Below are 25,776 nucleotides of genomic sequence, written 5' to 3' on the forward strand. Positions count from 1 at the left end.
GCAGATGGGCACATTCGAACCCGGGACCCTGGTGCGCTTGCGCTCGGGAGGTAAGACGATGGTGGTCAAACATTCCTCGTCCATCTCCCAGGTGCCGGATACCTTGCTGCTCCTGTGCGAGTACCGGGCCAAGAATCGCCTGGTGCAAGGCTTCTATGCGACACGCGACCTGATCCCAGCCGTCGCCGGTTCGGATACGGAGCGGTCGTAGCGGACGAAATAGACCGCTGTGACGAGGGAGTAAATCCCCTTGCCACAAATGCCACATCAGACCGTGCGCGAGTACTGAACCGTCTGGTTCGCGCCCAGGTACGCGTCGAAGGCCATGGCCACGTTGCGCATCATCAATTGTCCCTGGGGCAACAACACCAGCTCATCGTCGCGAAGGTCCAGCAACCCATCGCGCACCAGCTCCTGGAGCCGGTCCAGGGCATCGGCGAAGTACTCGGTAAACCGAATGCGATGGGCGCTCTCGATCCGCGCGAAATCGATGCGGCCGTGACACATCAATTCGCTGATGACCTCGCGCCGCAGGCGATCGTCGTCGCTCAGCCGATAACCACGTTGCACCGCCAGCAAGCCTTGATCCAACCGGGCGTAATACTGGGAAAGCTCCTTGACGTTCTGGTTGTAGCTGTCGCCCACCTTGCCGATCGAGGACACCCCCAGGCCTATCAAGTCACAGTCGGCGTGGGTGGAATAACCCTGGAAGTTACGCTGCAGGCTGCCCTGGGCGCGGGCGCGTACCAGTTCGTCATCCGGCAAGGCAAAGTGATCCATGCCGATGTAGACGTAGCCGGCTTCAGTCAGGCGATTGATGGTCAGTTCCAGCAACTCCAGCTTGCGCTCTGGCGGCGGCATGTCTTCTGGTCGGATCATCCGTTGCGCCCGCACCCGTTGCGGCAGGTGGGCGTAGCTGTAGGCCGCGATCCGGTCCGGACGCAGGGCGATGATCTTGCTCAAGGTGACATCGAAACTGGCAATGGTCTGCAAGGGCAGGCCGTAGATCAGATCGACGCTGACCGACCTGAAGCGCGCCAGGCGTGCGGCTTCCACCAGCTCGACAACCTGGGCTTCGCTTTGCACTCGATTGACAGCGATCTGCACCTGGGCATCGAAATCCTGGACGCCAAAGCTCAGACGGTTGAACCCCAGCTGGCGCAGGCCTTGGATCTGTTGCGCATCGATGGTCCGCGGGTCGACCTCGATGGAAAACTCATGGGCATCGCTGTCGTCCATGTCGAACGACTGGTGTAGGCAGTCCATCAGGTCGGCCAGTTGCTCATGGGTCAGGTACGTCGGCGTGCCCCCGCCCAGGTGCAGTTGAGTCAGTTTGCGCGAGCGGTCGAACAAGGCCGCCTGCAGGGCAATTTCGCGCTTGAGATAGCTCAGGTATTCGACGGCGCGATGGGTCTTGCGCGTGATGATTTTGTTGCACGCGCAGTAATAGCAGAGGCTCTGGCAGAACGGGATATGGATGTACACCGATATCGACTTGGGCGATGGCGCCTGGTTACTGCGTTGGGCAGCCTGCTGGTATTCGTCCATGGCAAAGGCCTGGTGGAACTGCGGCGCCGTCGGATAGGAGGTGTAGCGCGGCCCTGGGCGGTCGTATTTCTCCACCAGGGTACGATTGAAACCGGATGCAGCACTCATGATGGGTTCAACTTTTCAAAAGGGTGTGGGCCTGCGTCATCCAGTCCTGAGTCGAACAGATTGCAGATCGCATCGACGTTCAAGCGCCCGGCGGGCAGGATGCCGATAAACCGGCTCGACAGTTCGATCAATCCCTGGTCATGCAACGCTTCCAGCGACGGCCAGGCAGACGCGAAATGCTCGCGAAACACCAGGCCGAAACGTGCCTCGATGGCCAGGATATCCAGCTCCAGGTCACAGGAAAGCTGCTCGGTCACGCTCGCCTTGACCTGATCCTGCGCTTCGCAGCGCCAGCCGCGACACACCGGCAACTGCCCGGCGTCCAGCTGTTGGCAATATTGATGCAGGTCATCGGTGTTCTGTACATACAGGTGCTCGATCTGCGTGATGGCCGACAAACCGAAGCCCACATGATCACAGCAACCGTGACGGCTAAAACCCTGGCAATTGCGATGCAGGCGTCCGTGCTCCTGGGCCACCGCCAGGTCATCGTCGGCCCTGACGAACTGGCCCAGGCCGATGTAGTGATAACCGGCGTCAGTCAGTTGCTCACAGCAGATCCGCCGCATGGCGTCTTTGTCGACCGTGCTGCAAAAGGCGCCAGCGACCCCGGCGTTTTTCGAGCGATAACGATATGGTGCGCGGGCATAGTCGAAAACGTGCAACCGGTCCGGTTCCAGTTCGATCAGCGTCGCCAGTTTCAGGGCGAAACTGCTGGGCGTCTGCCAAGCGTGGCCATAGCCCAGGTCAATGTTGATGGAGCGAAAACCAAACGTGCGCGCCGCATCGATCAACGAATGGATCGGTGCCGGGTTCTGGTAGCAATCGACCGACAGATCGCTGTCGACGCCAATGTCGGGGACACCGATGCTGACATGGGTGAAACCCTGGTCACGGATCAGCCCCATGGTCGACCAATCCGTGTGGTGCAGGTCCACCTCGATGCTGTGATCGCCGCCGTCGTACTCATTGAAGTCGAAGCGCTTGCGCAGATCACCCATCAGCTTCTGCAGGTGAGCGATCACCGGTGTGCCACCGGTCAGGCAAAACTGCTCGACGCGTCGCCCTGCCCCCAGGTGGCACCCAACCAACCCCAGCTCATGCGTCAACCGTTGCAGATAGCCCTCGATCTCACCGCACCGGCAGTCGCTGGCCAGGGGCGAACACGACGCCAGCCGCAAACGCGAAGGCAGGTGCACCGCCAGGGACAAGGGCCGTCGTGTCTGCCGGCTGCTGCGTAACCCTCGAAGCAGGTCGAGCGAACCGATGCCTGTGTGGAATCTACGCGTACCGACCGGACAATCGAAATCAGCCACCACAGGGGCACGTCCCGAGGGTCGCTCACTGAGGGTATGGAACGGGTCGAACATGACAATCTCCGAGTGGCTGTGCGGGAGCAGTTTGCGGGGTAACCCGCCGGGGCACCTTGACCTGTATCAAGCGCCTTGGAACCACCCGCCAGCGCTTACCAGGTGACGTAGAACATGGCCTTGGCCAGCAGCACGATCGCGACCATATGCAGGAACACGCTGGTATGAATGATGCGCACGTAGCGAGCGTTCATGCGCCCGCTCCTGAACAGCCACATGGCCCAGAGGAAATGCCCCAGCACACTGCCCGCCAACAGGACCTTGAACCCCAGCAGCAACCCGAAGGATGACTGCAGCGGCGACGACAGCACCGGCCAATAGCGCAGCCAGACCATGCCAATGCCCGCGCCGAACAGCACCAGCAGCACCCACGGCATCAACTGCCGAGCGCGTTGGCTGATGCCTTGCTCCAGCAACACCATGACCTTGGCGGGCAGTTGCTTGCGAATGCTCTCCAGGAACAGGACTTCGAAGAAAACCGTGCCGATGAAAACCAGCGCGGCAAACAGATGCAAGGTCAGAAACAACGGATAACTCATGAGCGTCCTCGGTCGCCCTCTGCAGCGGGGCGATGGTTTATTCGAGGTTATCGCGCTGTCCCGAAAGTGAGGTTGATGTCAATCAAGGAACCCCCTATCAGTCGCCACAGAACCTGTGGGAGCGGGCTTGCTCGCGAAAGCGGTGTGTCAGTCACGGCAATGTCGACTGATTCGCCGCCTTCGCGAGCAAGCCCGCTCCTACAAAAGAACGTCATTCGGCCTTGAAAGCGTCAACGGAACGTTGTTTTTTGCTCATCCCGACAATACCACTGATCAGTTAGTCCGACTTTTTGACACTTTCCCCGATATGTGGTCACAACTTTTGCGCGCCGCTGGGTCATAACTCGGAGGTCGTCGATGGAATGTTGACGTCTACCTAGGTTGAAGTCTGATACGGAGATAAGCTTATGATTTTCAACGTACAAAATTTTGGCGCCAAAGGAGATGGCATCACAGACGACACGGCAGCCATCCAGAGTGCGATTGATGCGGCGGCCGCGGCCGGCGGTGGGCAGGTGTACATGCCCACCGGCACCTACATCGTTTCGGCAGGAGAGGAACCTTCCGATGGCTGCCTGATGCTCAAGAGCAACGTCTACCTGTACGGCGACGGCATAGGCGAAACCACGGTCAAAGTGGCCGATGGCTCCGACACCAAGATCACCGGCATTATCCGCTCGGCCTACGGTGAGGAAACCCACGATTTCGGCGTCAGCAACCTCACCATCGACGGCAACCGGGGCAACACCACCGGCAAGGTCGACGGCTGGTTCAACGGCTATATTCCCGGCGAAGAAGGCTACGACTCCAACGTCACCCTCGACAGCGTCGAGATCAAGGATTGCTCCGGGTACGGTTTCGACCCCCACGAGCAAACCGTCAACATGATCATCAAGAACAGCGTGTCCCACGGCAACGGCCTGGACGGCTTCGTCGCCGACTTCCTCAGTGACAGCACCTTCGAAAACAACATCGCCTACGACAACGACCGCCACGGTTTCAACGTCGTCACCAGCACCCACGATTTCACCATGACCAATAACGTCGCCTACGACAACGGCGGCAATGGCATCGTGGTCCAGCGCGGTAGCGAGGACATCCCCTCGCCCAACAACATCACCATCACCGGGGGCGAGGTGTATGGCAACGGCGCCGAAGGGGTGCTGATCAAGCTCTCCAGCGTGGTGACCGTCAGCGGCATCGACATTCACGACAACAACAGCGCCGGGATCCGCATCTACGGCAGCAACCACGTCGAAATCATCGACAACACCCTCAACAACAATTCCCTGGGCGGTGCCGTACCAGAGATCATCATCCAGTCCTACGACGACACCCAGGGCGTGTCCGGCAAGTACTTCAACGGCAGCGACAACCTCATCCAGGGCAACACCATCAGCGGCAGCGACCTGTCGACCTATGGCGTGGCAGAGCGCAACGAAGACGGCACCGACAGCAACGCCATCATCGCCAACACCATCAGCCACACGAGCAAGGGCGCCACGCTGGTCTATGGCGACGGTAGCTACGTCAGCGCCACGGTGCCCATGACCACCGTGCAAGGCACGGCGGGCAACGACACGCTGCTGGGCAGCGCCGCCAACGAGATCTTCTACGGCGGCGCAGGCAACGACACCATCAATGGCGCGGCCGGTAGCGACACCCTCGTCGGCGGCGCCGGCATCGACAAACTCACCGGTGGCACCGGTGCCGATACGTTCCGGTTCGTCGCGCAATCGGACAGTTACCGCAACGCCACCACCAGCTTCGATGACACCATCACCGATTTCGACGTCACCCAGGACAAGATCGACCTCGCTGGCCTCGGTTACACCGGCCTGGGCAATGGCCGTGGTGGCACCCTGCAGGTCCGCTACAGCGCCAGCAGTGACCGCACCTACATCAAGGACTACGACGCCGACGCCAACGGCAATCGCTTCGAGCTGATTCTCTCAGGCAACCTGGCCAGCACCCTGACCGCCAGCAACTTCATCTTCAATCGCGTGATCACCGGCACCAGCGGTAACGACTCGCTGCTGGGCAGCGATGCGGCCGACACCCTGCTTGGTCTGGCGGGCAATGACAGCCTCAGCGGCGGCGCCGGCGACGACAAGCTCGACGGCGGTGCTGGCAAGGACACCCTCACCGGTGGCGCCGGGGCGGACACCTTGGTGTTCTCCAACCGCCTGGACAGCTACCGCAACTACAACACCGGCGGCGCCAACCTGGGCGACCTGATCACCGACTTCGACATCAGCGCCGACAAGATCGAGCTCTCCGCCATGGGTTTCACCGGCCTGGGGGACGGCAAAAACAACACCGTGTACCTGGTGCTCAACAGTGCCGGCACCAAGACCTACATCAAGTCCCTGGAGGCCGACGCCAACGGCAACCGCTTCGAAGTGGCGCTGGACGGCAATTACCTCAACACCCTGACCAGCGCCAACTTCGTCTTCGCCACGTCGTCGCCGACCAACCAGGCGCCCGTGGTGGCGACGCCGTTGCTGGACCAGAACGCCACCGAAAACACCCCGTTCAGCTACGTGGTGCCGGCTACCAGCTTCACCGATCCGGATAACGACAGCCTGAGCTACACCGCCAAACTCGCCAATGGCAGTGCCCTGCCCAGCTGGCTGATCTTCGACGCCGCCACCCGCACCTTCAGCGGCACGCCGCCCGACACCGCGTCGGGCACCTACGCCATCCAGGTCACCGCAACCGACGGCAGTAACGCCACCGTCAGCGATAGCTTTACCCTCGCCGTGCAGGACGTCCCCATCGCCATTGTGATCAATGGCACGCCGAACAACGACACGCTGACCGGCACCGCGGACAATGAGCAATTGTTCGGGGGCGCGGGCAACGACACCCTCGATGGCGACGCCGGCAACGACATCCTGGTCGGCGGCACCGGGGTGGACAAACTCACCGGTGGCACCGGGGCCGATGTGTTCCGCTACACCTCGAAACTCGACAGCTACCGCACCAGCTCCACCAGCGCCAGTGACCAGATCCTCGACTTCGACGTAGCGGCGGACAAGATCGACGTCTCGACGCTCGGCTACACCGGCCTGGGTAATGGCCGCGACGGCACGCTGCAGGTGACCTACAGCGCCTCGACCAACCGCACCTATCTCAAGGACTTCACGATCGACGCCAACGGCAATCGCTTCGAAGTGTCGCTAGCAGGTAACCTGACCGGCAGCCTGACGGCCAGTCACTTTATCTTCGCCGATCAGAACCCCACCACCAACGTGGCGCCGGTCGTGGCTATCGCGCTGCTGGACCAGAGCGCCAGTGAAAACACCCCCTTGAGCTACACCCTGGCCAGCAACAGCTTCACAGACGCCAACCAGGATGTACTGACCTACACCGCCACCCTCGCCAACGGCAACGCCCTGCCCGCGTGGTTGAGTTTCAATGCCACCAGCCTGACCTTCAGTGGCACCCCAACCAGCACCGCGGCGGGCAACTACGACGTGTTGGTCAAGGCCACCGATCCCTCGGGCGCCTCGGTCAGTGACAGCTTCGCCCTGGTGGTGGCCGACACGCCCGCCAACACCATCACCGGCACCAACAACGCCGAAACCCTCAATGGCACGACAGGCGCGGACCTGATCCTTGGCCTGGGCGGCAACGACACGATCAAGGCCGGCACCGGCGCGGACATCGTCGACGGCGGTGCTGGACGCGACTCGCTGTACGGCGGCGACGGTGCCGACACGTTCCGCTATACCAACGTGCTGGACAGCTACCGCGACTACGACACCGGAGGCGTCACGGCCACCGACACGATTTATGACTTCACCGTCGGCGTCGACAAAATCGATGTCTCGGGGCTGGGTTTTCTCGGCCTCGGCAATGGCAGCAACGGCACGCTGTACATGACCCTGAACGCGGCCGGCGACAAGACCTACATCAAGTCCGCCGAAGCCGATGCCGACGGCAATCGTTTCGAGATCGCCCTCAGTGGCAACTACCTCAATACCCTCACCGCCAGCGACTTTGTCTTCGGCGAGCGCGCCCAGCAGGACATCCTCTACCTGCCAACCCTCGGCCAATCCAATGCGCGCCTGCTGCGCATGACCGAGGACGACAACCAGTCCGGCACCTCGATGCTGGTCAATGACCTGGACCGCTACACCCCCTACGACGTGCGCAGCCAGTTCACCGATGCCGATGGCAACGGCATCGACATCGCGGTGGGCGGCAGCACGGTCAACGGCCTGTCCACACTCAGCGCCGAGGCGCTCAAGCTGTGCTGGTGGCTGACAGACACCAACCAGCCCGGGCCGGCACTGTTGCGGGCGGTGACGTTGTTGCGCGACCAGCTCACCGAACTGCAGTCGATCGATAACGTCACCATGGGCATCATCTGGGGCCAGGGCGAGGAAGCCGCCCAGGAAATCGCCCGCGCCACCGACAAAGCGGCGGCAGCAGCGGCCTATAAGGCTGCGACCCTGAAAGTGTTCGACTACTTGCACGCCCAGTTCGGCAATTTCAGCGTGTACCTGATGGAAACCGGTCACTACGAGGAGGATGCGGCCCGGGCCCGTGGTTATTCGCAAGAGAAAATCGCGTCCATCGTCGAGGGCGTCGGTTATGTGCGCGCCACTCAGGAAGCCATCGCCGCCGAGCGCGCCGACGTCAAGCTGGCGGTGGATTACACCGACCTGCCCTTGCGCTACGAAGTCGATCCCCTGGTGTACCCCGATGACGTCTGGCACCTGCACGAGGAATCGGCGGAAATCGTTGGCCAACGCCTGGCGGACTACATTGCCGATGACCTCGGTTTCCAGGGCAACCCCAACGACAATAACAGCGTGCAGGACATCTTCGACAACGCCCAGAACCAGGGCGGGATGATCTCCGGTACCGACCAGGACGACACCCTGCTGGGCAGTTCAGGCAACGACACGCTGGATGGTGACCTGGGTGCCGACAGCATGAGCGGTGGTGATGGCAACGACATCTACGTGGTCGACAATGCCTTCGATAGCGTGGTGGAAACCAACACCTCAACCTCGCAGATCGACACGGTGCAAGCCTCGGTCAGTTGGACCCTGGGCACCAATCTGGAAAACCTGGTGCTCACCGGTGTGTCGGACATCGACGGCACCGGCAATGAACGACGCAATTTCATCACCGGCAATGCCGCCAATAACGTGCTGGACGGCGCCGCAGGGGCCGACAGCCTGAGCGGTGGCGATGGCAACGACAGCTACTTTGTCGACAATGCCGACGACAGCGTGATCGAAACCAACAGCAATACCGTGACCGGCGGAATCGACAGCGTGCACAGCAACCTGGCGGCCTATACCTTGGGCAGCAACGTCGAGAACCTGTATATCGATAGCACCGGCGCCGCCAATGGCACCGGCAACGCGCTGGACAATACGCTGTTCGCCGGCGCCGGCAACAATGTACTGGATGGACGCGATGGCATCGACACGGCCAGCTTTGAGCGCGCCCTGTCCGGCGTGACCGTCAACCTCTCGACGTCGGCGCAACAGAACACCGTGGGGTCCGGGTTGGACACCTTGAAGTTCATCGAGAACCTGAAGGGAAGTGCCTACGCCGACACCCTGTCGGGGAACAGTGCGGCGAACGTCCTCGACGGGGGGGCCGGCAACGATACGTTGGTAGGTGGTTCCGGCGATGACCGATTGATCGGCGGCGCAGGCACCGACAACCTCACCGGTGGCACCGGCGCCGACACCTACGTGTTTGGTGCGTTGTCGGACATGGGCGTCGGGGCCTTGCGCGATGTGATCAGCGGCTTCAAGAGCGCGGAGTTCGACACGTTGGACCTCACCGGCCTGGACGCCAACCCGTTGACGGCCACAGTCGATGCCTTCACCTTCATCGGCAGCAACGCCTTCGACGCCACCAACGCCACCGGCCAGCTGCGCTTCGTCGATGGCATCCTCTCCGGCAGCACCAACGCCGACGCCACCCCCGAGTTCGAATTCGAACTGGTCGGCGTCAAGGAGCTGCACGCCAGCGACTTCACCGCCTGATTGCCCTCCTGAGCAGACTTGCCCGCAGTAGCTGCGGCACATTCAGCATGGATGCTGACTGACCCACCGCTATCGCGAGCAAGTCCGCTCCCACAGGGGGCGTGTTGTGCTTGAAGGCAAGCACTGGGCCTAGACCGTTTTTGTGGCAAGGGAGCTTGCTCCCGCTCGGCTGCGCTGTAGGAGCTGTCGAGCGAAGCGAGGCTGCGATCTTTTCAGGCCTTGTTGAGTGTTAAGTGAAAGATCAAAAGATCGCAGCCTTCGCCAGCACCTACCGCAGCCCAGCGGGAGCAAGCTCCCTCGCCACAGGGATAAGTTGCAAACTTGAGCCCTGGATTGTCTAGAACAAGCTTTGCACCTGCTCCAGCACCGCGCGGTTCATCTGGCCGGTGTGGGTGTGCAGGCTCACATAGCTTTGCAGCATGTCGAGCTTGGTGTTGAGCAGGTCTCGACGGGCCTGGAACACCCGCTGCTGTGCGTCAAGAATATCCACCGTGGAACGCACGCCGCCCTGGAAGCCTTTTTCCGTCGAGGCCAGTGCTCGCTGATTGGACGCCACCGCCCGCTGCATCGCCTTGCTCTTGGCAAACCCGGCGACGACGCCCAGGTAATCGGCCTCGATATCCTCGGCCAGTTGCTGGCGTTGCACGTCGTAGTCAGACTGGGCGCCGGCCAGTTGCGCTTCGGCCTTGGCCACCGACGCCCGTACCACCCCGCCGCGATACAACGGGATATCCAATTGCACACCCACGTAGTAGGTGTCCTGGCGCGGGTCGAGTTCCTGGTATTGACGGGTTTCCCGGCGGGTCAACTGGGTGGTCAGCGACAAGGTTGGATAATGCCCGGCGCGCTGACTGTCAGCCTGAGCTTCGGCCACTTTCACCGCCGCCAGCCGAGCAGCCAGCTCGGGGCTGGCTTCACGGGCAATCGCCGTCCAGTACGGCAAGTCCTGCTCCGGCGGGATCGGACTACCGGCGGCCAATTCTTCGCGCATCGGCAAGATGTCATCGATGAGCACACTGGCTCGCCCGGACAAGGCCCGCAAAGCCGCCACGCGGCGCGACTGGGCTTCAGCCTCCTGAGCTTGCACCAGATCGAGCCGCGCCTGGGCTTCGTCGATATCGGTGATCGCGCCCTGACCGCCCTCATAAAGCTTTTTACTCTGAATGACCAGGCCTTGGATGGCGGACTTTTGCTGGGTGATCAACTTGATCTCGTTCTCCGCCCGGGCGACGTCGAAATAGCCCTTCGCCACCCGGTCATACAGGGTTTGGCCGGCCACATCGAACACCTGGGTGCCCAGTTGACCGCGTGCCTTGCCCTCCTGATACGCCGCCCAGCGGGCCTTGTCATAGAGCGGTTGCTGCGCCACCAGGGTCACGTTGTTCGCCTGGTAATCGTTGCTGTTGACGTAGGTGCTGTCGTCGCCGCCGTCGGTCCGCCCGCCGTAGCCGTAGCGCGAAGTCAGCGACACTTGCGGGTAAAGGCCGCCACGACCGATGTCCTCTTCATGCCGCGAAGCTTCAAAAGCGTGGGCCGCCGACTGCACGGTCGGATCGTTGAGGCGCGAAGCATCGTAGGCGGCGGTCAGGCTCAGGCCAGTCTCAGCGGCCCACACCGGATTGAGCATCGCCCAAGCCGCACACAAGCCCATCAGCACACGCAAACGGTAGGGGCAACGGTCGACCATGCTCATTCCTCCTTGAAGGCTGCCAGCAAGCGTTCACGCAAAGGTTTCATCAGGTAATTCATCAAGGTGCGTTCGCCCGTCACCACCGTGACATCGGCGAGCATGCCGGGGCGCACCAGCAGGCCGGCGCTCTGCAACGCGGCCACGGTGTCGGCGGGAATCTCGACCTTGGCGGAGAAGTACGGTTGGTGCGTCTGTTCATTGATCAACTGGTCCGCCGACACCGTCGTCACCGTGCCGGTGACCGTCGGCGTATCCACCCGTTGCAGCGCGGTGAAATGCACATGCACCGGCAGGCCCGGGCGCAGCTTGTTGGCCATCAGCGGCTCGAAGCGCGCGGTGATCGCCATCGGCGCATCCAGCGGCACCACCTGCATCAGGGTCTGGCCGGCCTGGGCAACGCCGCCGACCGTATGAATGCTCACATCCATGACCTGCCCGGCCACTGGCGCGCGGATCGCACCGTTGTCGACTTCAAATTGCAAGGCCCGAATCTGATCGGCATAACCGGCCGCCTCGGCCGAGACTTCGCTGAGCTGGGTTTCGGCATCGCGGCGGAATTGCTGCTGCGCCTGCAAGGCCTTGAGCCGGCTTTCGTTGATCGCCTGGCGAGTCCTGCCGACATCGCCCACGCCGGAGGCGATCTGCCCCGCCAACTGGGCCGCGTTGCGCTCGGCCTCGAACAGTTTGTTGCGCGGAACGTAGCCTTCCCGAGCCAGGTCACGCAGGCCTTCAAGCTCCTGCTGCTGAAAGCGCATCTGCGCGTCGTAGTTGCGCTTGACGCCTTCGTAGCCAAGCAGTTGTTGCTGCAACGCCGCGGCTTCGTGCTCGATGATCTGCAAGCGGCTGCCCAGCTCCGCGCGGCGGGTAAGGAACAACTGGCTCTGCAAGGCCATCGCCGCCTTGACCCGTGGCTCGTCGGCGTGGGCCAGCAGTTCCGCGGGCCATTGGATCTCGGCGCTGCCCAGGCGCTCGGCAATCAAGCGCGCCTCGATGCTGCGATCGTTGAGCAGCTTGCCCAGGGTCACGTCCAGTTGCGACTGCGCCTGCACCGTGTTGAGTTGCACAAGCAATTGCCCCTGGGTGACGCGGTCGCCATCGCTGACCAGCAGCTTTTCCACCACTCCGCCGACCAACGACTGCACGGCCTTGCGCTCCCCCGCCACCACCACGGTGCCGCTGCCCACCACCCCCTGGTCGAGTGGCGCCAGGCAGGCCCAGAGCAGGAAACCACCCAGCGTCAGGACCAGGAATCCCACGCCATAACGCGCCGCGCTCCCGGCGTCGGTGCTGGCGCTGGGCAGCGTCGTGGTGCTGCACACGCTCAGCCCCTGGTCGCTGCGCGCTTGTGTCTCCGGAGTCAGATCACGCATCGCCGCCCGCCTCCCTGACCGCGGCCGGTCTCGGCCCCGGCATCAATGCCTTGAGCACCCGGTCCCGTGGGCCGAATGCTTGTTGAGTACCGTCCTTGAGCACCAGGATGTGATCGACCACCGCCAGCACATTGGGTCGGTGAGTAATCAACACCACGGTGCTGCCAGTCGCCTTGAGCGCATTGATGGCCTGCACCAGCGCCAGCTCACCGGCATCATCGAGATTGGAGTTGGGCTCGTCGAGCACGATCAGCGTTGGCCGTCCGTAGAGCGCGCGAGCCAGGCCCAGGCGTTGTTTCTGCCCACCGGACAAGCCAAGCCCACCGGGGCCCAACGGCGTGTCGTAGCCCTTGGGAAAGCGCAGGATCATTTCGTGGATGCCGGCATGCCGTCCGGCGGCGATGATCTGGTCAGCATCCTGCTCATGGAAACGGGCGATGTTGTCGGCGACCGTGCCGTCGAACAACTCGATGTCTTGGGGCAGGTAGCCGAGGTGCGGGCCCAGGGCGTCGTGGGACCACTGGCTGATCTCGGCATCGTCCAGGCGCACCGACCCACCCATGGCCGGCCAGACCCCGACCAGGGCACGGGCCAGTGTCGATTTACCACTGGCACTGGGCCCAACCACGGCCAGCACGTCGCCCTTGACGAGGCTGAAATTGATCCCCCGCAGGATCGGCTGCGAAGCACCCGGCGGGCCGACATACAACTGTTCCAGGCGCACCGCGCCGGTAGGTGGCGGCAACGGCATGCGCAGGCGCTTGCGCGGATGCTCGGCCAGCAATTGGCTCAGGCGCTGGTAGCTCTGACGTCCGGCGTTGAATTGCTTCCACGAGCCGATGGCGATTTCCACGGGCGCCAGGGCTCGCCCCAGCAACAACGACATCGCAATCATCATGCCTGCCGACAGTTGGCCTTCAAGCACCAGCAAGGCGCCCAGCCCCAGCGCCAGGGACTGCCCGGAGATACGCACGAAACGGGTCGTCGAGGTGATACGCGCGCTGCGGTCGCTGGCATGGGCCTGGGCGGCAATGATCCGTTGTTGCAACAGGCTCCAGCGCTGGCGCAGCGGCCCGAGCATGCCCAGGGCCTGGATGACTTCGGCATTGTGCAGCGTGCTGTTCACATAGATAGACGACTGCACCCCCAGGCTATTGGCTTCGCCCAGGCGCGTGCGCGTCGCCAGTTCGCCCCACAGCGCCAGGCCGATCAGCACCAGGGCAAGCACCAGCGTCAGCACGCCAAACCAGGGATGAAAGATGAACGCCACCAGCAGGAAGATCGGCAGCCAGGGTGCATCGAGCAAGGCAATCAGGCCTTGCCCGGTAATCAGCTGGCGCAGCGTGGCCAGGTCGGTGAGCACCTGCGCCGGGTTGGCGTTGTGCTCGCGCAGGCTGCGGGCGAAGGCCGCGTCGAAAATCCGCTCGCCCAAGGCATCGTCCAGCCCCGCGCTCATGCGAATCATCACCTCGCCGCGCACCCACTCGATCAGGGCGCTGAACATGAACAGCCCCAAAGCCATCAAGGTGAGCATGAACAAGGTGATTTCGTTGCGACTGGTCAGGACCCGGTCGTAGACCTGCATCATGTAAAGCGAAGGCACCAGCACCAACAGATTGATCACGCCACTGAACAATGCCAGGGCCCAGAACACCCGACGGTAGCTCAATAAGGCAGCATCAATGTCATGACGCGGATCGAGTAGAAAGCGCATAGAGAATTAACCCGCAATAGGAATAGTCGGTCCCGGCGCAATCCATCGCGAGTTACGTGCCCGAAGGCGTCAAAAAAAAGAGCGTCATGTTGCTGACGTGCAGCCATCTGAGCCGATCGTCGTCGCTACGGACGCCAAGTACTGACAACGTAAGCTTAGGTAAGTGCCCGCCCGAGGTGAGTGTTTTCACCTCCATGACCAGTGGAAGGCTGCTCTTGAGAACGACACGATCGAAATGACTGCTTTAAAAGTTTTACTCAGTTAAGTATTTTGCGTGATACCTGAGCGCCGATGGCAACGACAAACCCTGTGGGAGCGCCGGCCCTCTATCCTCATCTTCCCAACGACAAGGACCACCCGTGAGCGGACTGCGTGAACGTCAAAAAGCCGAACGCCGCCAAGCCATCAGCAAGGCGGCGGTCGAGCTGTTCGAGCGCCAGGGTTTCCAGAACACCACCATCGAACAAATCGCCAGCCAGGCCGGCGTATCGGCGCCCACCGTGTTCAAGTACTTCGGCAACAAGCAGGAAATCATCCTGGAGATCCTGCACGACGCCGACCAGCGCGCGCTCACGGACACCCGCAGCCAGATGCCTGAAATCGAAGACCCGGTCGAAGCGCTGTGTTATCTGGAGCGGCTGTTGACCGGCTACGCACTGGAGGTCATGCACCCGAGCCTGTGGCGCGAGTTGCTGCCGCTGATCCTGTTTGGCGGCGACAACGGGCTGCCCGAGGGGTATCGCGCCATGAACGATGCGCTCAGGGCCGAAATCAGTGGGCTGATCAGGGAATTGCAACAGGCCGGCAAACTACGCGCCGACCTGGACGTCGACCTCGCCGCGTTCCTGTTGAACGACTATTCGCACTTGCAGTTGTTCAGGTTGGTCAACCAGGAGCAACCGGACATCGAGGCACATTCCGCTCAGGTCAGACGCATCACTGAATTGCTCTTTCTGGGCATGCGCGCCTGATCCAACGAGGGACCCGGCGCCGCAACGCCGGGTCACGCCGATCAGCGATGGGTCTTGATGCCGGTCCAGGTGCGGGTGCGGATCCGCTCCACGGCGGCCGGCACCGGCTCCAAGGCGAACAGGGTCTTGCGCGCCTCGTCCGGCACATACATGGCGGGGTTATTGCGAATGTCGGCATTGACCAACGCCGTGGCTTCCTTGTTCGGGTTGGGGTAGCCGATCTTGTTGCTGATCCTCGCGATGACGTCTGGACGCAAGATGTAGTTGATGAACGCGTAGGCCTCCTTGGCATGAGGCGCATTGGTGGGGACCATCATGACGTCCGACCACATCGGCGCACCTTCCTTGGGCAGCGCCAGCTCAACCTTCACCCCCTTCCCTGCGTCTTCGGCCAGTCGCTTGGCCAGTGCCACACCACCGGACCAACCCACCCCGACACAGATATCACCGTTGGCCAGGTCCATGCCATAGCGCGATGAATTGAAGTAGGTGATGTACGGCCGCACCTTGAGCATGGCCGCCTGCGCCTTTGCGTAGTCCCCACGTTTCTGGCTGTTGGGGTCCAGCCCTTCGTAGTGCAAGGCAATGGGCACGATCTCGTTGGCGGCGTCCAGCAGACCGACGCCACAACTGGCCAGCTTGGCCATGTTCTCTTCCTTGAACAGGATGTCCCAGGTGTTCATTTGCACATCAGGCCCCAATACCTGGCGCACCTTGTCGACGTTGTAGCCGATCAGGGTCGTGCCCCACAGATACGGCGCTGCATAGCGGTTGCCGGGATCGCCCACCGCCTCCAGGGACTTCATGAACTCGGGTTCCAGATGCTCCCAGTTCGGTAACTGGCTGCGGTCCAGGGGTTGGACGGCGCCGGCGGCAATCAGGTGACTGACGTTGGAACTGCTCGGGTACACCACGTCATACCCGGAGTTGCCGGTCAGCAGTTTGGACTCCAATGTCTCAACGCTGTCGAAGACGTCGTAGATGGGACGGATGCCGGTTTCCTCCTGGAAACTCTTGAGGATTTCTGGCGGCAGGTACTCGATCCAGTTGTAGATTCGCACCGTCCGCTCTTCGGCCAGGCTTGCGCCACTGACCAGCATCGAAACGACAGCGCCCAGCAAGGTGTTGCGCAAAAACATGTTCATGATCTAACACTCCAGCGCGGCCGCGAAGGCTCGCGGCACTTAATAGCGGTAGGTGAAGTAGAGTTCCAGCGCGCTGAATTTCCGATCGTCGCCGAAGACCTGTTTGGCCGCTGCCATGGGCTTGACCCAGTTGTAGGACAGCGAGGTGGACAACGACTTCGAAGGCGCCCAATCCAGGAAGACTACACTCTCGTCGGCAAAGCGTTTGTCGCTGACGGCGGTGCCCATGTAGTTTTTTTCGTCGAGCCAGAACTGGTAGTGGATCGCACCGAGGGTGAGGGTTTCGTTGAGGTGAGTCTTGAGCGAGAACTGCTGGACGTTTTCGTTGCTGTTGAACATCAGGTAGTTGCCGACGACATCGCCGATCAGCCAGGTGCTCCAGTCGACGAAGCCCTTGCTCAACGGGTCCCAGGCTTTCTGCCGGTTGTCTGTAAGGTTGTCGTCGCCGGAAAAACTCGCGTAGCGGTAGCCGATCACCGGGGTCAACGGCAGCGTGCTGAAGGTGTAATCCGCCTGGCCATACCAGGCCTTGGCATCGTAGTCCACGCCTTCGCCGCTGCCCCGTTCCAGGGCATATTCGGCATTGAGGGTCAGGTCCGGGATACCCGGGAGCTTGGCATTCAGCGCCCTGACGTTGTAAACCAGCATGCCATCGCGGCGGCGCGGCAACGTGCTGCCCTTGGGCCCCATGGCCTTGACCTTCAACGCGGTGGCGCCCAGCGTCACCTGGTCGTCGAGGTTGTAGTCCAGGTTCACGCCGCTCATGCGAAAGTCACCCAGGTCGCTGTCGGTGCCCAGGCTGAAGCCCTGGACCTTCAACGCGCCATGGTCCCAGGCGACCACCGCCGAATCCTTGAAGGCAGTGCGTGGGGCGAGCCAATAGGCACCGTCGTTCAATTGGTCGAGGTTGCCATCCATCACGATGAAACCGTTGCCGATCATGTAGTTCTGGCGACCGCCGGTGACCGTCCATTCGCCAGCGCGCAAACCACCATAGAACTCTTCGGTCGACACCTTGCCGTCGGAGCTACGGGTGAAGCCACCGGCATCGCCATCACCGAAGGTGGTCGCGCCCACCAGGGAGCCGCCAGCCAACAGGCTGAAATCCGGCTGCACGGCGTATTCCAACTTGATGCCCGGCTTGACGTAGAACTCCTGCCAGTCGATTTTCGTGCCGCCATTCTTGCCGCTGCGCATGTCCACCACGCCGCCGCCAAAGTTGACGTTGCGGGTGGACAAGACTGCGCCACCGGCCGTTAAGTTGACTTCGCCCTTGAGGTTGCCCTCCTCGAAGGTGTAGCCCGCCCAGGCAACCTGGGCGGTCAAGGGTAACCCGAGCACGAGAAACGCTCGGGACAAACGCATCATGGAAACCATATGGAGCTCCTGTTGATTATTGTTGTTACAGGGCAGTGAATGGCGGCGCAAACCCGCGCCAACACCTGGCTGGGCCAGGTGAGCGGAACGAAATTCTTGTGTTTATCGGATGAAGTCAGGGCGTCAGTTGCGCCGCGATGGCCCGCAGCATGCGCACGCTGTCGCCGTCGAACGGGCTGACGGCCTCACCCAGGGACGACTGCTTGACGATCACCACGCCGGACGGTTTGTCGACGAACAGGTATTGGCCATGGATGCCACCGGCCATGAGCGCCTGACTGTGGTCATTGAAGACATACCACTGACTGCGGTAGGACGCGCCGGGGGTCCAGCTCGAAAAGTCGGCGCATGCGCCATAGATCGCGGGGTCGGCACCGGCGGCGATGCCGGCGATGGCCTCGGCCGAGAGCAGTTGTCGCCCGTCCTGACGGCCCTCGTTGGCCAGCAGGCGGCCGAAGCGCGCCATGTCACGCAAGGTCGCGCTGAACCCGGCACCGGCCACGCTGCGGCCCCAGGGATCCGCCAGGAAATAGCCGTCACGTTCACAGCCCAACTGGCTCCAGACCTCCTGCAGCAATTGGTGACAGGCCTTGCCAGACGCCCGCTCCATGACCCAGGCCAACGCCTCGGTGGTGGCCGTCACGTAATGGAAAAAGCCGCCGTGATTGCCGCGTTTCCTCAGTGACGGCAAGTACTGGTACAGGGATTCGAACGTCGTGTACTGCGCCGGGGCCGGCTGGAAACCGCAGGCGTAGCCGTATTGGGAACTCTCCGAATCCGGATCCTCATAGACCTCGTTGTAATCGACGGCCACGGCCATGTCGAACAATTGGCGCACGGTCGCATCGCCGAACGCGCTACCGGTCAGTTCCGGTACGTAATGGGCCGCCGTCAAAATCGGGTCCAGCAGGCCTTCGCAGACCAGTTGCTCGCCCAGGGCACCGATCAGCGACTTGGTCACCGAAAACATGATGTGCCGGTCCTGGGGATGCTGGCCGTTGAAGTAGCGCTCAAACAATACGGTGTCGCCCTGCAAGACCAGAAAAGCATCGGTCTGGCTGGCGACCAGGTGATCGATCACGCTGATGCTCAAGCCACACTCGCTGTCAAAGTGCAGTGCATCCAGCGGCTGGAGCGCCTGCTTGAACGCGCTGACCGGCCCGCTGCCGGCCTGCACGTCGATGGAAGGACGCAAGCGCGCCAGGTTGCGGAAGCCCCACTGGTTGAACGGCGGGCTCATCCAGTTGTGCCAGGTGACGCGGCGCTGGGGGTCGGCGGGAAAGCCTTGCATGAGGGAAGGTGCCAGGCGTGCGTCAGATGGCGATTCGTGAGTCTCGACGTAAAGACTGGCCAGTGAAGGCACGGTGTTCTGATTCATCGGGTTGCCCCTGCAAAATGACTCTGCGTGAAAGCAGATGCAGGAGAATAATTACTCGATGTAATTCTTTAGTCAATAAAACTTTTTATCGACATTGTTCCTTCAGCACCGACCCGCGGAACAACCATTGCCAGGGAACCTGCTACCGCTGGGCTACGTCCGTAGGAGCTGTCGAGCGAAGCGAGGCTGCGATCTTGTCCCAGACACTTGAGTCGCAAGCAATAGATCAAAGGCCAGCGCCTCATCATCCTGGCGATCGCCCCACGCCGCGAGGACGGTTGAGCCAGGCAAAGGCGCAATGCCACGCTATGATCGCGCAAACGTCAGCACCTCGAACAAGGGCAACCATGAACACTCACACAGCATGCCTCGGACTGTCTGCCTTGACGCTCGCCTTCCTATGCGAGCCGGTCCAGGCCTCGACGTGGCAGATCTGCCACCTGGAGCTGCGTATCGTCCAGGTCCTGAAACAACCCTATCCGCAGTTGCAGGCGCAGATCGTGAAGGCCAGGCCGAAGTCCTCCTTGGTGGAGTGTCCGGCGCAAGGCTCAATGCTGACCTTCACCCCGGAAACCCCGGACTACCAAGCCACGCTGCCCCGCCGGCAATGGCCCCGCAAAGGACAGTCACTACAGGTCGACTATCGCTACCTGGATGGCGTCTGTAAAGGCGACGGCAACTCGTATGCGTGTCGCATCAAGCACTACCCGGTGGTGGGTCGATAATCAGGCGGCTGGAGACCGTGGCATTCAGCTGATGGCCTCATCGCGAGCAAACTTGCCCCCACAAAAAGGACTGGCGCAACCCCTTGTGTGCGAGCCTGCTCGCGATGACGTCGGTAAAGCCCACCTCAGCGACTTAAGCCAACAACTCAGTGATCCAGCGGGCCTGCCGGGCAGTGTCTTGCAGCTTCTCTTCCGGTACGGCTTGCCGCGCCTTGGCGAAGCTGGTGAGGGTCTTTTGCTTCTGGCGTAGCAGGTGCTGCCACTTGGCCAGGAAGGCCGGGGTGCGGGCTTGCAGTTGCAGCGGGCCGAAGTACAGCTCCTCGGCGGTGTACGTCACCGGCCCGGTGCGCTCGGCGACGATGATCTCGTAGTAGAAACGGTTTTCCCGCAGCACCTCCTCGCAGAGGATGCGGTAGTCGTGTTCCATCAGCCATTGGCGCAGCGGTTGCTCACCGCCATTGGGCTGCAGGATCAGGCGTTCCTGGCCGCTCAACCGCGCTTTGCCGCTGTCCAGGATGTCGCGGATCGTCTCGCCGCCCATGCCACAGAGGCTGATCGCCGTGATCCCGTCTTCCGGCTCGATCGCCGCCAGGCCATTGGCCAGGCGTACGCTGATCTGCTGTTCCAGGCCATTCTCGCCCACGGTGCGTTCGGCGGCGCGAAACGGCGTCAGCGCCACTTCGCCAGCCACCGCCATGGCGATGGCGCCGCGGCGCAGCAAGACCACCGGCAGGTAAGCGTGATCCGAGCCGATATCGGCCAGGTGCGCACCCGCCGGCATATGCGCCGCCACGCGCTCCAGGCGCATGGACAATGTGTATTCGTTCAACTGCAGTTCCCTGGGTTAATCGTAGAACGGCTCGACTGCCGTCCGACTGCCGACAAAGAAGCTGTCTGCGACCAACCGCAGTGGCTGCAGGTCCATGTCGCTGGCTTTGTCGTTGATCAGTTGCTGGAAATGTCGATACACCGCCGCGTACTCGCCCTCCTCGGAGACGGCCTGGCGCACGCCGTCGATGCTCAACAGCGCACCGCCGTTGTCCAGGCGCAGGACGCCTTCGGCGCAGCGAATCTCGATACTCCAGAGCTCGTCATGGCCATGGTCGAAATCGAACTCCGCACGAATATCGAGGTGGCACGCGTCGGCCATCTTGATGCTGGCGGCAATCGGCGACTGGCAATTGTCCGGCACGCGCAACTCGGCGGATTCCACGAACAGCGGCAGTGCCAGCAGATGGGTCACAATCGACAAGGCATTGATACCCGGATCGAAGACGCCCAGGCCACCGGGTTGCCAGATCCATGCCTGGCCAGGGTGCCACTTGCGCACGTCTTCCTTCCAGTCGATCTGCACGCTCTGCAAGGTGCGACTCGCCAGCCAGTCACGGGCCGCTTCGATGCCCGGCGCGTAACGCGAATGCCAGGCGAACAGGCCGCTGATGCCTTGCTCGCGAACCTGCTCCACCAACGCCATGGCTTCACCCAGCGTGGCGCACGGCGGCTTTTCCACCAGGACGTGTTTGCCGGCCGCCAGTGCCTGTTGTACCAGGGCGAATCGACCTTGGGGCGGTGTGCAAAACGCAATCGCATCGACGTGCGGGCCGTTTTCGAGCAACTCGCCCAGGGACCGGAAGTTCTCCACCCCGGCGCAAGGCTGCCCTTGCGTGGCGACCGCCACCAATTGGAACGCGGGGTTGGCATGGATGGCTGGAACGTGCTGATCCTGGGCAATCTTGCCGTAGCCCACCAGCCCGAGACGAATCGGTTGCATCGATGACTCCTGATTTTTTGTACTTGTGATCGGGCAGCAAACTAGACGCAAATCGCCCGGCGGACAATGGGGCCGTGCAGTATCTAGACGATTGTCCTGCGCAATTGGGCAACAGCCGTGCAGCAAAGACCTCAGCTCTGTCGCGACTCACTGGCCGCCGTCACGACGTTGGTCACCCGGCCGAAGAAGGGCTCCAGCCGCTCACGCGGCGCATCGTGCTCCACCACCAGGGCGGCGACTTCTTCGCAGGAGACCACCTGATAGTGGGCGACGCTGGAGAGTTTCTCGTTGGTCACCGCCGCGATCACCTGCCCGCTTGCCGCGACCACCGCGCGTTTGAACTCCGCGTCATCCAGGCCAAATGCCGTGACGCCATTGTCCGGATCGATGGCGCAGGCACCGAGCAAGCACACGTCAAAACTGAACTGACGCAATTGCTGGACAGCCGTCAACCCGATCACGCCACCGGCGATTGGATTCAAGCGGCCACCCAGCAGGATGACCTCGGCGCGGGGCAGCTTCATCAACTGAACCGCAATCAGCGGCGAATTGGTGGTGAGGGTCAACTGAAGTTGCGGATCGATGGCGCAGGCCACGGCCAGGTTGGTCGACCCGGCGTCGATGAACACATGTTGGCCCGCACGCAACAGTGCGGCGGCCGCTTGACCGAGACTGCCCTTGCGCGCCGGGTCTTTGCGCACGCGTACCTCCATCGGTCCTTCGGCAGCGGGCACGAGTATCGCGCCGCCATAAACGCGCTTGCACATTCCCGCCGCTGCCAATGCCCCCAGATCACGCCGTATCGAGTGCTCGGACACATTGAATTCGCAGGCCAGGTCTGCCGCGATCACCCGGCCATATCGGGCGAGACGCTGGCTGATCAATTGCTGGCGTTCGCCGGGGAACGCTTCGTGAGGAGAAGTCATGACGCTGTAACCTGCATAAACGAGCACTAATGATCACAAACGAGCAAATAGTGCCGCTTATGCAGCGAGGCGTCAAACCCGCTCGTTCAAGCGGGCGGCCAAACCATAAAGGTCATGCGGCCCCAGGGACATTCGTGCCCATTCCCAAGGGCAGGAAAGGTTGAATTTTGTCGATTTCCTCGGCGCTGAGGCGCAGTTGTGCGCCGGCAATCAGTCCATCGACCTGCCCGGGATGGCGGGCTCCGACGATGGCGCCGGTCACCACCGGCTTGCGCAGCACCCAGGCGATGGCGACTGCCGCCGCGCTCACCCCGTGTCGTTCACCGATACCCGCCAAAACCTCGACCAGCGCCAGGTTCGCGCTCAAACGAGGCTCCTGGAAATCCGCGCTTCGGGCCTTGCGCCAATCGTCATCGGGTAATTGGGCGATGCGCTCGCGCGTCATGCTCCCGCTAAGCAGTCCCGATTGAAGGGTGGAATAAGCCAGGACCCCCATTCCCACCTCCTCGCAAAATGGCAGGACGTCCTTTTCGATGTCTCGCATCAGGGCTGAATAAGGCGGTTGGAGAGAGACGATCTCGGTCACCGCCTGGGCCCGCTGGAGTTGCGCGACATCGAAATTGGACACGCCGATAGCGCGAATTTTCCCCTGTTCGCGCGCGGTGGCCAACGCCGATAGCGCACTCTCGATTCCTTCGCTACTGCCGTCGGCAGGAAAGGCCGGCCAGTGGATCTGATAAAGATCGATCGTTTCGACTTGCAACCGGCGCAAGCTTGCCTCGACCTCGGCGAGCAGCGATTGAGGCGCCAGCGAGTGCGAGATCGCTTTGGTGACCGGGTCCCACACCAGACTGCCCTTGGTGAACACCAACGGACGCCGTGAAGCTGGCACCCGACGCAACAATTGCCCAACCAGCTGCTCGGCGTGGCCCAAGCCATAAACCGCCGCGGTATCGATCCAGTTCACACCGCGTTCGACGGCATATTCAAGCGCACCGAGGCTGTCCTCGTCATCCTGCGCGCCCCAACTGTATTCCCAGCCGGTGCCGGCAATGGCCCAGGTTCCCAGGCCAATGGGCGAAATCAGAAGATCCGATGATCCAAGACGATTCTTTTGCATAGCGAGTTCTCCACAGATGATGTGGGCCAGTATCCGCGAGTGATCTCATGACGATAAGATGGGTAATCGTATTTGAACTACTGAACTGTACTCATGAGTCAGCACCCCGATCTTTCCGAACTGGATGCCTTCGCGGCCGTCGCTCGCCACCGCAGCTTTCGCAAGGCCGCCGAGGAGCGTGGCGTTTCGGCTTCTGCATTGAGTCACGCGATGCGTGCACTGGAAGCACGCCTGGGTGTCAGGCTGCTCAATCGAACCACACGCAGCGTTACCCCGACCGAGGCCGGCCACCAGCTATTGGCAACGCTGGCCCCGACCCTGCAGCAGGTTGCCGATGCACTGGCGCAACTGACCTCAATGCAGGAAGTGCCCGCCGGCAAGCTTCGCCTCAACGTGGCGCGTCCGGCGGCGCGGGCGGTGTTTGCGAAAGTGCTCGCGCCATTCGTGGCCAGGTATCCACGTATTCAACTGGACCTGGTCACCGATGATGGCTTGACCGACATCGTGAACGGCGGGTTTGACGCTGGCGTGCGTTTTGGCGAAAGCCTGGCCGGCGACATGATCGCTGTCCCTGTCGGCCCTCCTCAATCGTTCGTGACTGTCGCTTCACAGGCTTACCTGGCCGCAAAGGGGGTCGTCCAGGCCCCACGCGACTTGCTCGACCATGCCTGTATCGCCCGACGTTTTCCCAGCGGCAAACTCTATGCCTGGGAGTATCAGGCACAAGGGCAACCGATGCGCTTGTCCGTCACCGGCCCGCTCATTCTTGAAGACGATGCGCTGATGATCCAGGCCGCAAAAGATGGCGCCGGGATTGCCTACGTCTACGAGGAGCTGGTGCGCGATGACATCCGCAATGGGCAGCTCACGGAACTGCTTGCGCAATGGAAAGCACCGCCAAGCCGGTTTTTTCTCTACTACCCCAGCCGACGCCATGTGCCACCGGCCCTGAAAGCACTCATCGAGTTCATCCGGACGGATGATGGATCAATCTGAAACCGGCAGGCAAAAAAAGCCCCACGACCGAGGACGGTGCGGGGCAAGGGAATTGGTTGGTTGCGGCCAACCAAAGGAGCACAGTGAAAAACGTTTACGGGCCGGTCAGATGCATTCCTCTGCGGCGCGTTCAAAACTCGATGGCAGGAGGTTGGAGGCCAGCAAATGCCGCTCGTAGATGAACACTTTGCCGCCGTTGCCGGCCTTGTAGGCTTCCAGCACGTTATCCGCCGAGACTTTGCTCGGCACCACGATGCGGTAGCTGCGCTGGGTCTGCGAGACCATCGGGTTCAAGGCATTGCCCTGCAATTTCGGCACGACGCATTCAGCGTATTGGGCCGGCGTCTTGCTGGTTTGCAAGGTCAGCGTCGGATCGTTCGGCGCCGAGACACACCCGGCCAGCAACAACGGGGAAAACGCCAGGGGAAGCAAAAATAAAGGGCGCATGGGCGAGGTCCTGAAAATAAAAAGAGTGGGCTGCGTGTTCGATGGCGCTGATTTTCCAATGATTGCTGGCAAAGCAAAACTTGCATTTGGTAATGGTCACTATTACTCCTAGCAATAGTTGCAAGCCGAGAAAGATTGATGAGGTATAGCCATGAGAACGTTTGATCTGATTCGCGACGCGGTATTGCCCGACTTCCGTGAGCGGGTGGCTGATTACCTGATCCAGTACGAAAGCGTGCTGTTGAGCAGCACCGAACCCGACCCGGAACTCAGGCGCGCCACGGCCAATCAACTGCGCGGCTATTTGCGCGGGCTGAACACCACTCGGGTGTTGGGCATGGCCGATTGGGAGGAGCTGGACCGGCGGGTGGTGGAGACGTGGCTTTAGCGCCCAGCCAATGACAGGCCCGACGTGCGGGAAGTTGTTCGATTCATTGTGGCGAGGGAGTCCCCGCCGCGTCTTCGACGCTGCGCTGTCGCGCAGCAAACAAGTGCTCGGCTTAAGATTGGGTGCGCGCGGGGAAAGAGGCCGTAGCTATCACTGGTGTGTCAGCACCCGCG

20 protein-coding genes are annotated in these 25,776 nt (G+C 61.9%); 6 read left to right on the forward strand and 14 right to left on the reverse strand.

Annotation, left to right across the window (positions count from 1 at the left end; genetic code table 11):
- Positions 1-4: 4 nt before the first annotated feature.
- Positions 5-211, forward strand: coding sequence for a hypothetical protein (locus AACY42_RS25625; RefSeq protein WP_339483169.1), 207 nt, complete (start codon positions 5-7; stop codon positions 209-211).
- A 56-nt stretch (positions 212-267) separates the two neighbouring features.
- On the opposite strand, the gene hemN is transcribed toward AACY42_RS25625, so the two are convergent.
- The 3 genes from hemN to AACY42_RS25640 all read right to left on the reverse strand — a co-directional run bounded on the left by hemN (position 268) and on the right by AACY42_RS25640 (position 3,565).
- The gene (gene hemN / locus AACY42_RS25630) at positions 268-1,656 is read right to left on the reverse strand and encodes an oxygen-independent coproporphyrinogen III oxidase (protein WP_339483171.1); all 1,389 of its coding nucleotides are present in this window, start codon (positions 1,654-1,656) and stop codon (positions 268-270) included.
- The gene (locus tag AACY42_RS25635) at positions 1,653-3,026 is read right to left on the reverse strand and encodes a coproporphyrinogen III oxidase (protein WP_339483173.1); all 1,374 of its coding nucleotides are present in this window, start codon (positions 3,024-3,026) and stop codon (positions 1,653-1,655) included. The genes hemN and AACY42_RS25635 overlap by 4 nt, the downstream gene beginning before the upstream one ends.
- 95 nt (positions 3,027-3,121) lie before the next feature.
- Positions 3,122-3,565, reverse strand: coding sequence for a CopD family copper resistance protein (locus AACY42_RS25640; RefSeq protein ID WP_339483175.1), 444 nt, complete (start codon positions 3,563-3,565; stop codon positions 3,122-3,124).
- 407 nt (positions 3,566-3,972) lie between these two features.
- Here AACY42_RS25640 and AACY42_RS25645 point away from each other — a divergent pair, with 407 nt between their 5' ends.
- Positions 3,973-9,585: a putative Ig domain-containing protein gene (locus AACY42_RS25645; protein ID WP_339483177.1), complete on the forward strand. Its 5,613-nt coding sequence runs from the start codon at positions 3,973-3,975 to the stop codon at positions 9,583-9,585.
- Between the two features lie 337 nt (positions 9,586-9,922).
- Here the strand turns inward: AACY42_RS25645 and AACY42_RS25650 are convergent, their stop codons facing one another.
- The 3 genes from AACY42_RS25650 to AACY42_RS25660 are packed head-to-tail and all read right to left on the reverse strand — an operon-like array spanning position 9,923 to position 14,359.
- Positions 9,923-11,272 carry a TolC family outer membrane protein gene (locus AACY42_RS25650; protein ID WP_339483178.1) on the reverse strand — a complete coding sequence of 450 codons (1,350 nt, stop codon included), beginning with the start codon at positions 11,270-11,272 and terminating at the stop codon, positions 9,923-9,925.
- A gap of 2 nt (positions 11,273-11,274) precedes the next feature.
- Positions 11,275-12,645: an HlyD family type I secretion periplasmic adaptor subunit gene (locus AACY42_RS25655; protein WP_339483180.1), complete on the reverse strand. Its 1,371-nt coding sequence runs from the start codon at positions 12,643-12,645 to the stop codon at positions 11,275-11,277.
- Entirely contained in the window at positions 12,638-14,359 is a 1,722-nt protein-coding gene (locus AACY42_RS25660) for a type I secretion system permease/ATPase (protein ID WP_339483182.1), read from the reverse strand. Before AACY42_RS25660 ends, AACY42_RS25655 begins: the two co-directional genes overlap by 8 nt.
- Positions 14,360-14,718: 359 nt before the next feature.
- Between AACY42_RS25660 and AACY42_RS25665 the strand changes: the two genes are divergently transcribed.
- Positions 14,719-15,330 carry a TetR/AcrR family transcriptional regulator gene (locus tag AACY42_RS25665; protein ID WP_339483184.1) on the forward strand — a complete coding sequence of 204 codons (612 nt, stop codon included), beginning with the start codon at positions 14,719-14,721 and terminating at the stop codon, positions 15,328-15,330.
- A gap of 41 nt (positions 15,331-15,371) precedes the next feature.
- On the opposite strand, the gene AACY42_RS25670 is transcribed toward AACY42_RS25665, so the two are convergent.
- The 3 genes from AACY42_RS25670 to AACY42_RS25680 form a co-directional block, all read right to left on the reverse strand.
- A complete protein-coding gene (locus AACY42_RS25670; RefSeq protein ID WP_339483186.1) occupies positions 15,372-16,475 on the reverse strand; it encodes a polyamine ABC transporter substrate-binding protein in 1,104 nt (367 codons plus the stop codon).
- A gap of 39 nt (positions 16,476-16,514) precedes the next feature.
- Positions 16,515-17,852, reverse strand: coding sequence for an alginate export family protein (locus tag AACY42_RS25675; protein ID WP_339483187.1), 1,338 nt, complete (start codon positions 17,850-17,852; stop codon positions 16,515-16,517).
- A gap of 115 nt (positions 17,853-17,967) precedes the next feature.
- Positions 17,968-19,230 carry a serine hydrolase domain-containing protein gene (locus AACY42_RS25680; protein WP_339483188.1) on the reverse strand — a complete coding sequence of 421 codons (1,263 nt, stop codon included), beginning with the start codon at positions 19,228-19,230 and terminating at the stop codon, positions 17,968-17,970.
- Positions 19,231-19,577: 347 nt separating this feature from the next.
- On the opposite strand from AACY42_RS25680, the gene AACY42_RS25685 reads away from it, so the two are divergent.
- The gene (locus tag AACY42_RS25685) at positions 19,578-19,955 is read left to right on the forward strand and encodes a hypothetical protein (RefSeq protein ID WP_339483190.1); all 378 of its coding nucleotides are present in this window, start codon (positions 19,578-19,580) and stop codon (positions 19,953-19,955) included.
- 133 nt (positions 19,956-20,088) lie between these two features.
- Here AACY42_RS25685 and AACY42_RS25690 read toward each other — a convergent pair whose 3' ends face one another.
- From AACY42_RS25690 to AACY42_RS25705, 4 genes are all read right to left on the reverse strand, one after another.
- The gene (locus tag AACY42_RS25690; RefSeq protein WP_339483192.1) at positions 20,089-20,784 is read right to left on the reverse strand and encodes a tRNA (adenine(22)-N(1))-methyltransferase; all 696 of its coding nucleotides are present in this window, start codon (positions 20,782-20,784) and stop codon (positions 20,089-20,091) included.
- A gap of 15 nt (positions 20,785-20,799) precedes the next feature.
- Positions 20,800-21,726, reverse strand: a complete 927-nt coding sequence (locus AACY42_RS25695; RefSeq protein ID WP_339483194.1) for a Gfo/Idh/MocA family protein — start codon at positions 21,724-21,726, stop codon at positions 20,800-20,802.
- A gap of 131 nt (positions 21,727-21,857) precedes the next feature.
- A complete protein-coding gene (locus AACY42_RS25700) occupies positions 21,858-22,652 on the reverse strand; it encodes a DeoR/GlpR family DNA-binding transcription regulator (RefSeq protein WP_339483196.1) in 795 nt (264 codons plus the stop codon).
- A 112-nt stretch (positions 22,653-22,764) separates the two neighbouring features.
- Positions 22,765-23,772, reverse strand: a complete 1,008-nt coding sequence (locus AACY42_RS25705; protein ID WP_339483198.1) for an aldo/keto reductase — start codon at positions 23,770-23,772, stop codon at positions 22,765-22,767.
- A 93-nt stretch (positions 23,773-23,865) separates the two neighbouring features.
- Here AACY42_RS25705 and AACY42_RS25710 point away from each other — a divergent pair, with 93 nt between their 5' ends.
- The gene (locus AACY42_RS25710; protein WP_339483200.1) at positions 23,866-24,768 is read left to right on the forward strand and encodes a LysR family transcriptional regulator; all 903 of its coding nucleotides are present in this window, start codon (positions 23,866-23,868) and stop codon (positions 24,766-24,768) included.
- Between the two features lie 105 nt (positions 24,769-24,873).
- Here the strand turns inward: AACY42_RS25710 and AACY42_RS25715 are convergent, their stop codons facing one another.
- On the reverse strand, positions 24,874-25,215 hold the full coding sequence (locus AACY42_RS25715; protein WP_339483202.1) for a hypothetical protein: 342 nt from the start codon (positions 25,213-25,215) through the stop codon (positions 24,874-24,876).
- Positions 25,216-25,366: 151 nt separating this feature from the next.
- On the opposite strand from AACY42_RS25715, the gene AACY42_RS25720 reads away from it, so the two are divergent.
- Positions 25,367-25,603, forward strand: a complete 237-nt coding sequence (locus AACY42_RS25720; RefSeq protein WP_339483204.1) for a hypothetical protein — start codon at positions 25,367-25,369, stop codon at positions 25,601-25,603.
- Positions 25,604-25,776 lie beyond the last annotated feature (173 nt).

The organism is Pseudomonas sp. RL_5y_Pfl2_73 (assembly GCF_963970515.1).
In the GTDB taxonomy this organism is placed as follows: Bacteria; Pseudomonadota; Gammaproteobacteria; order Pseudomonadales; family Pseudomonadaceae; genus Aquipseudomonas.